Source organism: Treponema porcinum (genome assembly GCF_900167145.1).
GTDB lineage: Bacteria > Spirochaetota > Spirochaetia > Treponematales > Treponemataceae > Treponema_D > Treponema_D porcinum.
In genome coordinates this window covers 1-15,628 of sequence record NZ_FUWG01000012.1, presented here as the reverse complement: position 1 = coordinate 15,628, position 15,628 = coordinate 1, and the positions used below count along the sequence as shown (strand labels likewise).

Annotated in this window: 10 protein-coding genes and 1 rRNA gene; 8 read left to right on the top strand and 3 right to left on the bottom strand. The window is 44.8% G+C overall.

Annotated elements, in window-relative coordinates:
* The first annotated feature begins 10 nt into the window (after positions 1 to 10).
* Positions 11 to 445 carry a response regulator gene (locus B5D55_RS08280; RefSeq protein ID WP_078933539.1) on the top strand — a complete coding sequence of 145 codons (435 nt, stop codon included), beginning with the start codon at positions 11 to 13 and terminating at the stop codon, positions 443 to 445.
* A 34-nt stretch (positions 446 to 479) separates the two neighbouring features.
* Here the strand turns inward: B5D55_RS08280 and B5D55_RS08275 are convergent, their stop codons facing one another.
* Complete coding sequence (locus B5D55_RS08275) at positions 480 to 1,217, bottom strand: helix-turn-helix domain-containing protein (protein WP_159446192.1); 738 nt, start codon at positions 1,215 to 1,217, stop codon at positions 480 to 482.
* A gap of 109 nt (positions 1,218 to 1,326) precedes the next feature.
* On the opposite strand from B5D55_RS08275, the gene B5D55_RS08270 reads away from it, so the two are divergent.
* From B5D55_RS08270 to B5D55_RS08260, 3 genes are all read left to right on the top strand, one after another.
* On the top strand, positions 1,327 to 2,139 hold the full coding sequence (locus B5D55_RS08270) for a histidinol-phosphatase (protein WP_234975409.1): 813 nt from the start codon (positions 1,327 to 1,329) through the stop codon (positions 2,137 to 2,139).
* A gap of 99 nt (positions 2,140 to 2,238) precedes the next feature.
* Positions 2,239 to 2,907, top strand: coding sequence for a DUF4912 domain-containing protein (locus tag B5D55_RS08265; protein WP_078933537.1), 669 nt, complete (start codon positions 2,239 to 2,241; stop codon positions 2,905 to 2,907).
* Between the two features lie 21 nt (positions 2,908 to 2,928).
* Complete coding sequence (locus tag B5D55_RS08260; RefSeq protein WP_078933536.1) at positions 2,929 to 4,521, top strand: 1,4-alpha-glucan branching protein domain-containing protein; 1,593 nt, start codon at positions 2,929 to 2,931, stop codon at positions 4,519 to 4,521.
* A gap of 31 nt (positions 4,522 to 4,552) precedes the next feature.
* Here the strand turns inward: B5D55_RS08260 and B5D55_RS08255 are convergent, their stop codons facing one another.
* Positions 4,553 to 5,839 (bottom strand): UPF0164 family protein, encoded by a 1,287-nt coding sequence (locus B5D55_RS08255; protein ID WP_234975408.1) that lies wholly within the window; start codon positions 5,837 to 5,839, stop codon positions 4,553 to 4,555.
* A 124-nt stretch (positions 5,840 to 5,963) separates the two neighbouring features.
* Here B5D55_RS08255 and B5D55_RS08250 point away from each other — a divergent pair, with 124 nt between their 5' ends.
* The 3 genes from B5D55_RS08250 to B5D55_RS08240 all read left to right on the top strand — a co-directional run bounded on the left by B5D55_RS08250 (position 5,964) and on the right by B5D55_RS08240 (position 14,366).
* Positions 5,964 to 9,107, top strand: a complete 3,144-nt coding sequence (locus B5D55_RS08250; RefSeq protein ID WP_078933535.1) for a hypothetical protein — start codon at positions 5,964 to 5,966, stop codon at positions 9,105 to 9,107.
* Positions 9,108 to 9,120: 13 nt separating this feature from the next.
* A complete protein-coding gene (locus B5D55_RS08245; protein WP_159446191.1) occupies positions 9,121 to 13,923 on the top strand; it encodes a SpoIIE family protein phosphatase in 4,803 nt (1,600 codons plus the stop codon).
* Between the two features lie 95 nt (positions 13,924 to 14,018).
* Positions 14,019 to 14,366, top strand: a complete 348-nt coding sequence (locus tag B5D55_RS08240) for a hypothetical protein (RefSeq protein WP_078933533.1) — start codon at positions 14,019 to 14,021, stop codon at positions 14,364 to 14,366.
* Between the two features lie 136 nt (positions 14,367 to 14,502).
* On the opposite strand, the gene B5D55_RS08235 is transcribed toward B5D55_RS08240, so the two are convergent.
* Positions 14,503 to 14,682: a hypothetical protein gene (locus B5D55_RS08235; protein ID WP_143593291.1), complete on the bottom strand. Its 180-nt coding sequence runs from the start codon at positions 14,680 to 14,682 to the stop codon at positions 14,503 to 14,505.
* A 324-nt stretch (positions 14,683 to 15,006) separates the two neighbouring features.
* On the opposite strand from B5D55_RS08235, the gene B5D55_RS08230 reads away from it, so the two are divergent.
* Positions 15,007 to 15,628, top strand: a 16S ribosomal RNA gene (locus B5D55_RS08230); the annotation flags it as partial.

Below are 15,628 nucleotides of genomic sequence, written 5' to 3'. Positions count from 1 at the left end.
GAAAATACAAATGAAAACTTCACAGGACTTTCCTACAATTAATGAGCGTCCGCCGGAGGGCTTAAAACCAGATGGCTCTAAATACAGGGTTATGATTGTAGATGATTCGATGTTTGTTGCAAAGCAGCTTGGTCAGATTCTTACAAGCGAAGGCTATGAGGTTGTCGCCACTGCCGCAGATGGAAAAGAGGGCGTTGACAAATACAAGGAGCTGGCGCCGAACGTTGATCTTGTAACAATGGACATTACGATGCCTCGTATGGACGGAATTACGGCTCTTGAGCAGATTATGGCATTTGACAAAACGGCACGTGTTGTTATGGTCAGTGCGCTTGGAAAAGAGGAACTTGTAAAAAAGTCTCTGCTTCTTGGTGCAAAAAACTATATAATAAAGCCGCTTGACCGCAAGAAAGTGCTTGAAAGAATAGCAGCATGCTTGAAATAAATTTTGAAAAAGGCATCCGAAAGGGTGTCTTTTTTCATATTGCAGTTCTTTTTATAAGCCTGTAGCCGTTGTCTGATTTTATAATGTCGTATGTGTCGCTGCCGGCCGTTCTTAAGGCTGTGCGTATTCTTGATATAAGGCAGACGACTGTGTTTCTGCTTGGTGTTTTTGCGTTCTTTTTTATGGAGGCAGCGAGTTCTTCAATTGATACGGCTTCCGGTGCTTTTTTTACAAGGGTGCTGTAAATCATATAGGAAGCAGCTGAAAGCAGGGCTGCCGTTTCCCTGCAAAAAAACTGATTTTGGTTTTGCATCGTTTCGTTCTGTGCCGTTATGTTTCCGGAAGGTGGAAGTGCTTTTTTTTCTGCATCCTGCTTTTCTTTTTGGTAAGATTGCATTGCATTTGCAAGAATCATAAGTGAATGCCTGTAATTTTCAAAGCGGAAATTGCCGTTCATATATACCATTTCAAGCGTTTCGTGCCAGTAATCAATATAGTCTTCATTTTGCAGGTACGGGTCATTAAAGAATACTGCCGGGATAGAGCATCGGTATGAATTTTTAAGATAGTTGTATACGTTCAGAATAAGATGATTGAACTGTCCGTAGTCAAGGACAAGCAGATCCGGCTTAAAACTGTGCGTCTGGAGCGTTTCAAAAAAATCGTCCTGATTTTCATAAATTATGCAATTTCCGCCGTAATGTGTAATGTATTTTGAGTAATAGGAACATTCCGGTTTGTTCTGCGGAGATGCCAGGAATAAAATGTTCATAGCTGTATATATCATAGAATTTGAAAAGAATACATAGTAATTTAAAATAGAAGTAAGGAATTCTTTGTATCGGTTTTCTTAATTTTGTAAAAACGGTATAGTTTCTGCTATGAATGAAACGAACAGAATGCAGATAACGAATTATCATACACATACATTTTTGTGCAACCACGCGGATGGTCTCCCTTCTGATTATGTTTTGCAGGCAAAAAAAGACGGATGTACGCAACTGGGATTTTCCGACCACTGTCCGTACCCAGTGAGCGACGACGATTACTGGAAAAATATCCGTATGAAGGAGGAGGATGTTTCTTTTTACCGCACGGAAGTGCAGAAAGCGGCATCTCTTGTTGATTTTCCTGTAAAATGCGGATTTGAGTGCGAATGGGATGAAAAATACGCATCCTGGTATAAAGATATGCTTCTCGGCGAATTCGGAGCAGATTATCTTGTGCTTGGCTCGCACTGGCTTACCCGTGGAAAAGAGCATTTGTATGCCGCCGAATTTTCAAGCAGAAAAGATTTTCATACGTATGTTGACCAGACTATTTCAGGAATTCAAAGCGGACTGTTTGCGTTTTATGCACATCCAGATTTGTTTATGAGAAGTTTCGTTGACTGGGACGACGATCTTGCCTGCTGTTCCGCCGCGCTTATAGATGCGGCTGTAGGAATGAAACTTCCTCTTGAAATCAACGGACTTGGAATGCAGCGTGAAGTCCTGCATACAAAAAAAGGTATCCGCTATCAGTATCCGTATGATGAATTCTGGCAGCTTGCCGCGGAAAAAAATGCAGAAGTTATCTGCAATTCCGATGCCCATTCGCCCTCCGATGTAATACGGAATGCGCTTGCCGCAAGGAAATACGCCGAAAAATTTGGCTTTACACCGGTATTCCAGCTAAAGACAAATGCATTGTAAAAAAATCAAGCTGTATTTTTTACGAAAATATTATAATTCGGTTTTTTCGTAATTCCGGCTATACTTGACTAATAAAGGGATTTTTAAGATTATAAACGTATGGAAAATGTACAAATAAATCGGGCATACCTTGAAACGCTTTCTTTTTCCGATTTGCAGAAACTTGCCGACGACTACAGCATAGACGTTCCTGAGAATTTTAACCGGGGATTTCTTATCGGTGAAATTCTTGAAGTTGCGGAAGAATCATATAAAAAAAATCTTGAACTAGATATGAATATTACGGAAGAGGAGGAAGAGTCCTGCGACGACAGCGAAATGCCGCGCTCCTATAATTCCACTGAGGTAGAGATTATTCTTCGTAATCCTGCCTGGGCATACATTTACTGGAACATAAGCGATTCAGACAGGGATTCTCTTGAAAAGGCATTTGTAAGTGAACTTAGGATACGTGTAAGTTCATTTTCTGAAAAATCGCAGGTTAAGCCGGATGAATTCTTTGACATTCAGATTTCAAAGCAGGATAACGGACAGTATTTTCTGCTTCCTGCCGGAAAAAAATTCTTTTGTGTAGACCTGCTGTTCTGCCTTGACGGAATTATTGACATTCTTGCGTCTTCCGAGGTGCTTGAAATGCCGACAGGTTCTTCTCGTCTTGTTGACGTTCATCCCGGAAAGGAAGAGGGACTTTCTCCGATAATGGAGCTTTCTGGAATGAAGGAACTTCTGCTCCAGCATTATAAAAATCACAGGGAATCTTTTTCATAATTTAAGAATGGTGGTGGGGAAATGGCTGATAAGAGAATCGTTTTAATTTTGAATGCCGGACAGGAATACATACGTCATACCGGCGATGATGAAAGAAAATATGCGGCACAGCTGAACAGACTGTTTGAGGCCGTAACCGATACGTATATACCTCTTTTAAATGCGTTTGAGTCGCTTGAGCGTGATGGCATTCCTTTTAAAGTCGGACTGGTGCTTTCTCCGGTTCTCTGCAATCTTCTTGAAGATCCTGTCGTTCAGAAACAGTATTCAGAATGGATTGAAAGACGTCTTGAAATCGGAAAGCGCGAAATTGAGCGCAATGCATCCGTTCCGGCACGTCTTGAAATTGCAAAACTTTGTTTTGAAAAAAATCAGGAAGCAGCAATTTCCTACGCAAAATATAATCAGAAAATTATACGGAAATTCTACGAATTCCAGAAGAAAGGCTTTGTAGAAATCCTTGCAACGTGTGGGACTGATATTTTTCTTCCGCAGTATAGCGATATTCCTGAAGTGATGAGCGCGCAGGTAGAAACAGGACTGTATGCGTACAAGGCAAGTTTTGGTGAAGTTCCGGACGGCTTCTGGCTGCCGGAAATGGGATATTATCCCGGCATCGAAAAAATTCTCAAGGCGTACGGAATGAACTATACCGTTCTTGATTCCCGCAGTTTTTTGTTTTCTGAAAATGAGCCGGAAAAAGGCATTTTTTATCCGGCGCGCTTTGAAAATTCTCTTGCTGTTTTTGCCCGCGATTCACGTTGCGATGCAGAAATTTTCGGCGAGGACGGTTTTGCCTCTGGAAAAGCGTATCTTGATATAAATAAAGACATCGGTTTTGAGCTTCCGGCTGAGGAACTTGAACCATTCGTTACAAAAGGCGAGCCGCGCTATTCGTTTGGATATGCGTATTGCAAAAAAGAAGCGTCCGTTGCAAAGGAAAATACGTACAGTTATTCAGATGCCGCGGCGCATTGTATGGCAGATGCAGAAACGTTCGTTTCAAGGCGCGAGACGGTTTTGAAAGAGGCGGAGAAACTTCTTCCTGATACGGATGTTGTTTCCCTTGTTGTTACCGTAAGCCTGAATAAATTGCGCAATGTCTGGAACGAAGGAATTTACTGGATAGAATGTCTTTTCCGTGCCGCCGCGCAGAAAAAAGTTCAGTTTGAGTGTGCGCGTAATCTGCTTGGAAACCAGTATCAGCTTCAGCGCATACGCCCTTATTACGGTTCGTCAAGCGGCGTTGGCTATGGCGAAGACTTGCTTTCAAGCAAGAACAACTGGATGATCCGGTATGTGCGCAAGGCGAGCCGCCGTATGGTAGATTTGTCCGAGCGTTTCCCTGCTGATACAGGACTTAAGGCGCGGCTTTTAAATCTTGGGGCAAAAGAACTGATGCTCGCGCAGTCTTGCGGATGGGCAAAAATGATTCATAACAATGATTTTCCGGAATATGCGCGGATGCGCTTTAACCGGAGCATAAATGATTTTACGGCGGTTTTTGACGCTCTTGGTTCAAATACTGTAAGTACTGAATGGCTTACGAAACTTGAAAACGAGCATCAGATTTTCCCCTGGATGAATTACCGGATTTTTAACCGTAAGCGCTAGGTTCGGGCGCAGGCTCTGCCGTCTTTTAGATTTAGAACGAATATTCTTCAAGCATCTGTGCATATTGCCGCGCATTTTTGATACCTGTCTTTGCCGGGTCAAAATGCCGGTCGATTTTCAGCGCTTCTTCCCAATATTCTATTGCTTTTTCAAAATCGCGTTTTGCAAAGCAGGCAACACCTTCGTTGTACAGTCTGTCCACCTGCCGCTGTTTTTCTTCCCTGCCGCGGTCGCCTAAAAGCAGTTTTGCCGAAAGGCTGATGTGATTTACCGGGTTTAAGGATGAAGTAAGGTCAAGGGTGTAGTTTACGTTCATCCGCATTTTAAAGAATTCAAATTCGCTTCCAAGACTTATGCGCGGATTTCCGCCTTTAAGCTGAAAGCCTGTAAGGACGGAGAAAAAGTCCGTGATTTGAAGTTCTGCGCCTGTTCCTGCAGAAAACATCTGGTAGGAACTTATGTCTGTAAGGTCGAACGGCTGGCGGAATTCAAGAAGCATCGTGAGCGGCCGTATGCATTTATACGATATGCCGATTCCTATTGACGACGGAAGAGCGTCGTCAAGCCTGATTCCGTCGTCGCTTTTAAATCCTGTTATTGCCGCTCCAAGGTTCGATACGCTTAGTCCTATTCTTACGTTCGGGTCACGGGAAATGTAGAATTTTCCGATGTTGAACTGCATCATAATTCCGGCATCTGCCATAAGTCCCAGCGCAGACTGTTCAAGTCCCGAGCCTGAAATTATTTCACCGGTGTCGTTGTCGCAGTAGTCAGGAATTGAACGCCAGGCGGCTTTTACGTTAAGTCCGGCGGCAAGACCTTTGAACGTATACCCTGCATTAAAATTATAGGAAACGTTAAGAACGGCTGTCGTTTCGGAATAGTAACTTCCGGTCAGTTTTGTGCCGAATGAATCGTACTCGGAGAAAGGAACGTAAAAACAGCTTACTTTTCCACCAATTCCCAGATTTCCAAAGCGTGTAGTTCCTGCAATAGTTTCTATCGCGGAATCTGCAATCCAGGCGTTGTGGAAAAGAGCAATCTCTGATTCTTTGTTTATTGATGATGCTGCAGGATTGTAGTCTATGTAGCTTACGTCGTCCGAAAGTCCTGTGTAGGAAGAACCAAGGCTTTCTGCCCGTCCGCCAATCGGAATGAGAAGCGAACGGAAAGACGTTGTTCCCTCGTTACTGCCGTATGTGCTGAAAAAGGAGTCCGCCAGAAAATTTGAAATTTCTGTATAGTCCAGAGCATTCACCTGAAGTCTGGCGGTAAGCGAGAAAATTAAACATACTGACAGAACGAACGTCCTTTTCACAAAATATCCTGTTACAATATATTACAATTTCGGTAATTTTACTCTATTCTATAAATAAATATGCCGAAATTAGGTATATACTACTATATAATATGAAAACTTCTTGGATTATTTTAGACAATTTATGAAAAAAAAACATAAGTATCTTTCTGTATTTCTGTTTTTCTCACTCTTTTCTGCCCTGTGGAATTTAGGGGCGGCGGAACGCGTGCGCACTGAGTCAAAAACAGAAACTGATTCTTCCCAAAAGCAGGAAAATCTTACGCTTAAGCAGATTGATGTACTTATAAAAAATACGGAGTACGATACGGCTCTTCTTGAGCTGAATAAATATTTTGATGCAAACCCGGAGCAGTTTGACAGCGTTCAGCAGCGAATAAGCAAAATAATGAAAGCGCGTGATTTGTATACAGTTCTTGCGCGGCAGCTTTTAAAGGTAATCCGCGAAGAACCTGAAAATACGGAAAAACTCGGACGGATAACGGAGCGCCTTGTTGCAATGGAGCATAATCCGGCGGACAGGCGGCTTGATATAATAAAAGACACGAATAATCTTGCTGAACTTGCAAAATACAGTTTAATTCAGAACGAAACGGCCGCGCTTGTAAAAAAAGGCGCGTTTGAAGAGGCGTTGAAGCGTGCGGATGACGGATTTTTTATATACCGTCTTTCGTTTGATGACGAATATTCAGAAAAACCTATTTATGCAGAAGTGGAAAAGAATTTTGTAAATATCCGAACGTTTGCATCTCAGTTTCCTGCGGCGGCGGAACGTCTGCGCCGTGCTTCAGATGCGTATAAAGCCGTTCTTGCATCTGGAAATTCAGGCGCGATTGCGGGTGCGTTTTCTGAAGTGGAAGCATCATTTTCTGCATACGCCGGAATTCGTAATGGAATTCTTTTGTCTGGAGCGTCTTTTGATTCCCTGTACGGTAAAACCGGCGCAAGGAAGGAAGAAGAGTGCAATCTTTTTCTGCGCTATGCGCGCGATACTGTGTTCGGCTGGCAGGAAGATCCGGACTGCGGTTTTGAGGGTGTACTTGACGGTTTCTGGAACGTAAGCCTTGAAGACCTTAAAAACGAGTCAGTTTCGGCAATGGCGCGTGCAGTAAAGGCTTTTTCAGCGGAAAACGAGGCGTTTTTTCAAGGGCAGGATACGATACGGGCTGAAAAACTTTCGTCCGTCAGGACTGTTGCCGCCTATGCTGTGCGCCTTAACGATTTATACAGCCTTCTTCTTTCTTCTGATATGACGAACTATCAGAAAGGATTTCAGAATTATAAAACTTCAGTCGAATTTGCTTCACTTGTTGCAGAACATACGGAGCGCCTTTCAGAAACATACCGTACAATACAGGAAATCTGTGAGTCGGCTTTTGCAGATGCGGCTTCGTCTGCTGGAAAAAATTATGTGGCAGGAGAGGACGACTTTACATCGGAAAACTTTGCAGAATTTCAGAACAACACTGCGGAAGAAATATCACTCCTTGCTTCAGTTTCTGCAAGTATAGAAGATTCGATACGGACGATGAATGCAGAAAAACCAGACGGCGCAGTCTGGGCACAGCAGTACAGGAATGCTCAGAAAACTTTGTCTTCCGATATGACCGCTATCCGACGTACAAAAACAGCCGGCGTTGACATCACCGATTCTCTTATCGACTGGAACTCCTTTTCCGCGTTTTCAGGGCAGCTCAACGAACAAGCGCAGAAATTTGCCGCGCAGAAAAGTTCTTCGCTCTGGGTGCAGATTGCCGGTTTATACGCCGGTTTTGGAGAGGATGCAGCCGGCTATTCGGAAAAAGAACTGCTTTTGCAAGAAGAGCTTGTCGACGGAAAAACAAACGGCACCGACGACATACTGCGCCGCTATCCGTCCGCCGCCCTTACGCAGGGTGAAGCCCTTACAAAAACAGTAACGTCTGCGAAAAAAATGCTTTCATACTCTCTTACCGCATTGAACGGAAAATACAGCAGCCTTTACACGGACGAACGTTCCTCTATTCAGGCGTCTTCAGCGCGACTTGATTCGGTACTTGCTGCAATCCGCAAAAACAGTGATGCCGCTTCGTCATTTTTAAAATTCTACCAGAAAGCACTGAACGAGGCAGACCTTCGTTTCAGTCAGGCTCAGAAAGCGCTCAAGTCAGAAAATTTTGAAAATGCGCGTAAACGCCTTCAGGAAGCCGGCGACAAATATGTAGAAGCGCTTTCCTATAATGACGATGCTTTTCTCCGTTCTTCAAGCGATGCCGCGCTTCGTTCGCTGGGCGAAGAAATTAAGGAAAAAGAGAATATTCTCGTTGTTCGCGAAGTCCGTAACCTTAAAAATGCGGCGCGGCGTGAATATTTCAACGGAAATTTCCAGATTGCGGAAAAATATCTTTCAAACGCAAAAGCCCGCTGGGCAGATACGAATGTTGAAGAAGATGCCGAAATTACAAACCTTATGGCGATTGTAGACACTGCTTTGTCTATGAAAACAGGGCGAGTTCTCCTTCCGTCTGATTCTCTGTACCCGGAAATGTCGCAGGTTCTGAGCATTGCAACGCAGTATTACAAGCAGGGCATTTCTGCCAGAAAAAAAGGCGACATTCAGAAATCAAATGATTTGTTTGACAGGGCGATTGAAAAACTTGAGGAACTTCGTCTTGTCTATCCGCTTAATCAGGAAGCAAACCTTACTACGCTCCGCATTCAGCAGATTCGTGAGCCAAAGGAATTTGCAGTCCGCTTTGAACAGAAAATCAATGCCATTAAGGAAGATTACAAGGTAAAGGAAAAACAGCGTCAGGCTTACAGCGATTTGCTTGATTTGTACGAAATAAATCCTGACTATCCGGGAATAAAAAAACTGATTTACGATGTTGAAGTTGAAGTAGGAGTTCGGCAGAAAGCCGTTCAGAAAAATGATATTGCACAGTCAAAATCTCTTTATGCAGAAGCGCAGAAACTGTTTTCTTCTGCCGGACGTGATGAAGAAAAACTGCGTCAGGCACTTGCAAAAGTTGACGAAGCAATCAAGTTGAATTCTGGGAATGAGGATGCTATTCTTTTGAAAGATGAAATTTCCATCCGACTTGGAGGAAACCTGTCAGTCGTTATGTCTGCAGAAGATACGGAAAAATACAACAGGGCAATTCAGGAACTTCAGCAGAATAATGTTGTTATGGCAAATGCACTTGTAAACCAGCTGCTTCAGAAGCCGGAAAATAAAAAATCTGCCCGGATACTGGAACTTCAGAAGCGAATAAAGGCTCGTATGTAATATGACGGAACGAATGAACATTTATGCAGATAAAAATTGCTTTTCTCTTTTCGGACGATTTTTCCGCAGTGCCGCTGTTTTTTTGTGTACGGCTGTTTTTGTTTTTTGCGCAGAACCGTCTTTTTGCGCCGGCTATTACTGGGAAGAACCGGAACAGCTTACAAAGACGGACAGCCGTTTTCCGTCAGTCGTAACGAACGGTTCTGACTCTTACATTTTCTGGCAGGACGTTGACACCCGGAACGAACGTATCTACCTTTCCTGCCGCTATCAGGACGGCGCAGTCGAATGGCGCGAAAACCTGCGATTTGCAGGCCCGTTTTCCTATTCAGGAGAAGTTCCTGATATGTATTCGGCGGCGGTGTCTGGTTCCGGAACGATAGCCGTTGCCGTACTTAATGATGCAAATTCTGTTTCCGTATACGTTTCAAACGACAGCGCCGCTTCGTTTTCCCGCGTAAAAGATTCCAGAAGGGAAGACCGCTTTATCGCGCCGAATATATACGCCTGTGCGTCAGGCGGCTTTGCACTTTTTGCATCCAGTTCCAGAGGAAGCGCGTATTCTTCGTCTGCGGAAGAGTCTCCGGCAGATGAAGACTCTTTTTCCGTACTTCAGTTTTACCTGAACTGCGCCTATTCTCCAAACGGCATTGACTGGGGTGATTTTGAAGAATTTTCGCCGTCTATGAAACTGAAAAATCCATTTGCTCCTGTACTGTGCGCAGACGGAAATGAAGATGTCGTCGTTTTTCAGGCACAGCATCAGGAAGGCGCAAGAATATCGTATCAGCTGTACGAGGCGCGCGGTTCTGCAAGAACAGGGCGCTGGTCTGAACCCGTCCTTATTACAGGGGAAGGCTCTGTATCGTCCTCTGAAGATTTTACGCTTTTTCAGAACCAACGCCCGAACGTCTGTTCTGCCGGCGGTGCAGTTTATGTTGCGTGGGAACGAAGGGAACGATATTCTGCTTCTGATTCAATTTGGATTGCGCAGATAGACAGAAACGGACTTGTTCCGTATACGGCAGAAAAAATTGCTTCCGGTAATTCGCGCCGTGCAGTTCTTTTTCCCTTGGACGGAACTGTTGCCGTAACCTGGTTTGATTCTCGTTCCGGCGTAGAAGCCGTTTATTTTGCAAGGCGGAACGGCAGTCTGTGGGAAGAAGAAAAAGTTTCTTCCGGAAAAGCACCGCATTTATTCGCATATCCGATTTTCATTTATGAAAAAAACAATACAGGTCAGGTAAAGCAGCTTGGTTTTGTCTGGCAGAAATTCAACGGAATGACAAAAGATATTCCTTCCGTCTGTATTCTTTCTCCAGACATTTCTGTTCAGCCTCCGTCTGTTGCATCAAGTAATATAAAACAGTTCGCACGGTCAAAAAATAAAAAAACTAAATTTAAGATAACGCTTCCGCACGATTCCTCCGAAATTGCAGGTTACGTATATAGCTGGACGCAGGATAAGGACGAACTTCCTGTCCTGTTAGAAGACAATCTTCTTCTTCCGCGCGAAACTTCCCTTACGCTTACCGCTTCGGCAGAAGGAAAATGGTATTTTAAGGCGTGCGCATATGATTATGCCGGAAACTGGTCTGAACCGGCAGTTTTTTCCTATTATTACGACCAGACTCCGCCGCGCAAAGTCGTATTTGATGCGCAGGACGATGGCGAAACAGGCTTTATGCCGTCAAATACATTTTCAATCCGCTGGACTTCTGACGTTTTGGACGATGACATAACCGGCTACACCTATGCCGTAAAACGCCTTTCTTCCGTTGACGGTTCGTTTGCTTCTACGCCGAACCACCCTTCGGCAAAAACTCCGGAAGAACAGCGTTCATACACCGAAACGCTTTCTGCTTCTTACTCCCGTCAGATTTCCGCTGGTACAAAACTTTCTGATTCTGTAAATGTCCTGCGCCCGGAAATTTCATTCAGAAACTACCCGAACGGTCTTTACGTTCTTACTGTGGCGGCAGTTGACGAAGCAGGATTTACAGGAGAACCGGCAGTAATTCCTGTCATCCTTAATAAATACGTTCCGCATACAGCTATTGCAAAAGTAGAAACGTCATCTTCCCGTACAGGAGAAATTTTCCTTACCATAACAGGTTCTGATTTTCTCATAGACGGAACTATTACAAAAATCATTATCGATAAAAAAGGAAAGGCGCCGTACGATTATGAAGTTTCATCCGGCTTTACGGTAAAATCAAATACGAGCGTTTCAGGAATACCGCTTGATGCAGATTTGGAAGAAGGCTCATATTTTGTAGGAATACTCCATTCTGACCGCGGTCTTACAATGAGCTACCGTCCTATCCTTACGATAGAGGCAACCGGAACAGTAAAAATTGAAAATCCATATCAGTACGTTCCTGATTATTATGCATTCCGGGACTCGTATACATATAGGATGGATATAGGCACGGTTCTTTTTGTGCTTACAGTAGCCGCATCACTTTTGTTCCTTATTTACTTTGCTGTAGCAATCATACGGAACATAAAGGATGCCTGCACAGTACGAACGCTTTTGTATCAGACAGTAAATCAGACAGAAACTCAGACTAAAACCCAAAGGGGGATTTTTATGAAGAAAAATACACCGCGCGACATATTGCAGAAAGACAAAAACAGCAGGATGAAAGGCAGGGGAAGCCTTTTGTATGAAATCGTCGGCTTTACCTATTCCCTGATTATTCTTATTGTAGTAAGCGTTACCGTTCCGTTCTACCGCTTCCGTATTGCGCAGACAGAAAAGGAACTTTCAGAAAGCCTTATGGACCGCGTAAATGTCCTTCTTTCAAGCCTTTCTTCCGGGGCAAAAGCGTATATGCCTACGAATAACGTCCTTGAACTCAGTATGCTTCCAGACCAGATTTCCGGCGTACAGGAAGCCGTTTCTGCTACAATAGTCGGTTTTTCTTCCGAGTCCGGCGTTTCTGCCAGCCGCGAATACAAAGACTCCGTAATGCACGTGTGGGCATCAAACGATTCTGAAATTGCAAAAAAAATAGACACGCCTCAGCTTATTCTTGGAATTTCACGTATTTCGGAAGAATTTGCCGGCTCGTATGACGACATCTGCCTTCAGTTAAACAGCAGCATTTCTTCCGAACTTGGAAAAACATCTTCCCGAATTGCAAGCCTTAATGCAGAAGGCGACAAACTCAGCCTTATGACAGACAGGAATTCAATGCGCCGCCTTTCAATCATAAATGAAGAATCCCGTAGCCTTACAGTTTTTATGAACGAACAGATGGAACGTTTTGCGCGCGACGGCTCCGGTTCTCAGCCGCATTTTGACGCAGGACATCTTGACAGTAACCAGACTTCCTATATGTTCTACCGTCCGATTATTTTCCGTATGGGAAATTCAGAATACTTCGTGCGTGGACTTGTCTTTGTGCGCGTAAGTACAGTATCCCTCTTAAAAGCCGTTGAAAACGCAAAACGCAGTATCATCATTATCGTATCAATCGTTGCCGGCGTAATCATCGTAATAGGAGGAATTGGCTCTGTCATAATCGGACGTCATATTGCAGCACCTATCAGGCAGCTTGAAAAATTCGTCCAGAAAATCGCAGATGAAAAACACAAGGAAAACCTTGCCGGCGAAAAGAAAAACATATCCCTTTCGCGAAACGATGAAATAGGAAGGCTTGGCGCGGCAATGAACCGCCTGAAAGAAGAACTTGCCTATGCGGCAATCGAAGAAAAACTTACGAACGACGGAAAAGCCGTCCAGAAAGCCTTTCTTCCCTTAGACAAGACAGATTTAGGAACAGGACAAAAGACGACTGCATCCTATTCCGACAAAAACATCGAAGCATTCGGCTATTACGAAGGCGCTTCCGCCGTTTCCGGAGATTATTTTGACTACAAAAAACTGGACGACCGCTGGTACGTATTCATCAAAAGCGATGCGTCCGGGCACGGAACACCGGCAGGTCTTATTATGACAGTCGTCGCCACCCTCTTCAATAAATTTTTTGAAAACTGGTCTACCGCAAAAAACGGCACGAACATTACAAAACTCGTCTACCAGATAAACGATTTTCTTGAATCGCTCGGATTAAAAGGAAAATTCGCTACCATAATCCTTATTCTTTTCGACGCAGACTCCGGACAGATGTATTTGTGCAACGCCGGCGACAACATCGTTCACCTGTATGACACAAAAGCGAGTGAACTAAAAGTAATTTCCCTTAAAGAAACGCCCGCCGCAGGACCGTTCCCGTCCTTTATGATAGATATGAAAGGCGGATTTGCCCTTGAAAAAGCCGCCTTTATGCACGGCGACATTCTCTTCCTTTATACAGACGGCATCGAAGAAGCAACGCGCCTTGTTCGCGATGAAAACGGACAGGTAATGCAGGAAGAAGTGAACGGAAAAATCGAAGACAAAAAAGAACTGTTAGAGGCAGACCGCGTAAAGCAGGTTATCGAAGCAGTTTTTGCGCGCAAAACGTTCACGTTAAAAAAAGAAGGCTCATTCGGCGCGGAAGACACTCTAGTATTCGATTTTACCGGCTGCGAAGGAAATTCAGTCGAAGCAATCACCGCGCTTATCGCAGTAGAAAAAGTATTCCGAATGTACAAGCCGCTTTCCGCAACAGAAGCCGACACAATCAAAGTAGACCGCCGCATAGACAGCTTCCTTAAAGAACATTTTAACCTTTACGGAAAATACTGCCTGATTGACAGTTCAGCCTCTGCCGACGACATCGGAACAGAGTACGTCCAGTACAACTTCATAATGGAAGACGACCAGGCGGATGACCTTACGCTTCTTGCAATCAGGCGGCAGTAAAAAACGGCGCGCCGGAGCAAAAAAAAACTTCACAATCCATAAAAACAGGATTATATTAGTGATGACAGAAGATTATTTTCTATCAGGAGCAGATTATGAACACAGAAGAATTAAAGGAAAAGTTCAAGCAGGGAGTCGATAAAGTCGTAACTTCATCAAAAAAGGCAATCGGAAAAGCCGGCGTTGCAATGCAGGACTTCAGCGACAAAAGCGTTATCCGCATTGAAAAACACCAGCTTGAAACAAAGCGTGAAGCCGAATATATCCGTCTTGGCGAACTCGTTGCCGCGCGTTTCCTTGCAGAACCGTCAGCGTCTGTTTCTGCTTCGGAAGATACAGTTGCTACAATCATCAAGGAAATTTCCCGTTATAATGAAGAAATAAAAAAACGCGAAGAAACCCTTGCCGAAGAACATCCTAAAACGAAAGATGCAGAAGAGTAGGGCGCAAACGAAAATCACCCACCGGTGTTCCACGGCCCGCCAGAGGCTCGGTCCGCCGGCTCGCCCGCAGTTTTTTTTTCATTCAGAAAAGCCTTTCCGCCGCACGGAGGGGCTTTTTTTTATCGGGGCAGTTTTTCTATCTGCCGCCGTCCTGCTCCCCGTTCGGGTCGCACCGTTCCATACCGGCGCAGGCGTAATTTCCGCGCAGCGCGCTTCCTGCTGTTCCGCCCTCCGCTCCGTCCGTCCTTTTCCGTGCATTTTCCGCCGCGCTGTTTTTTGTTAAAAAAAGGATGCAGGAAAAGATAAAAAAAATCAAAAAAAAGTAAAAAAAAAGATGAATTTTTTTACAGTTAGGAGTTGACACTTTTTCGTTCCGGGTGTATATTCATTATCACCGTCGCGCAGGACTCCTGCACGGCAGTACATACGGTGTTTGACATAAAAGGGAAGGAAAGAAAGACGAAATACAAGAGGTTCGTGCCGGGAATCTGTCCTTGTAAAGGGTAGCTTCCCAAGAAATGAAACCCGGACGCCTGAAAGCCGAAAGGAAGGACGGCGTCTGCAATTCTTTAATAAGAGCATAAAGAAGGTTTCGGACTGAAATGATGTTGAAATCTCAGGCCTTCGGGCCTAAGAAATAATCATGGAGAGTTTGATCCTGGCTCAGAACGAACGCTGGCGGCGCGTCTTAAGCATGCAAGTCGGACGGCAAGGAAGGAGCTTGCTCCTTCCCTAGAGTGGCGGACTGGTGAGGAACGCGTGGGTGACGTACCCTCCGGACGGGGATAGCCGGTAGAAATACCGGGTAATACCGGATAAGAGCGCCTCCTTGGAGGGGGGCGGAGAAAGCGGCTTCGGCCGCGCCGGAGGAACGGCCCGCGTGCTATTAGCTGGTTGGCGGGGTAACGGCCCACCAAGGCGACGATAGCTATCCGGCCTGAGAGGGTGAACGGACACATTGGGACTGAGATACGGCCCAGACTCCTACGGGAGGCAGCAGCTAAGAATATTCCGCAATGGGGGAAACCCTGACGGAGCGACGCCGCGTGGATGATGAAGGCCGGAAGGTTGTAAAGTCCTTTTGGGCGCAAAGAATAAGTACGCGAGGAAATGCGCGTGCGGTGACGGTAGCGCCTGAATAAGCAACGGCTAATTACGTGCCAGCAGCCGCGGTAACACGTAAGTTGCGAGCGTTGTTCGGAATTATTGGGCGTAAAGGGCATGTAGGCGGTCGTGCAAGCTTGGTGTGAAATCCCGGGGCT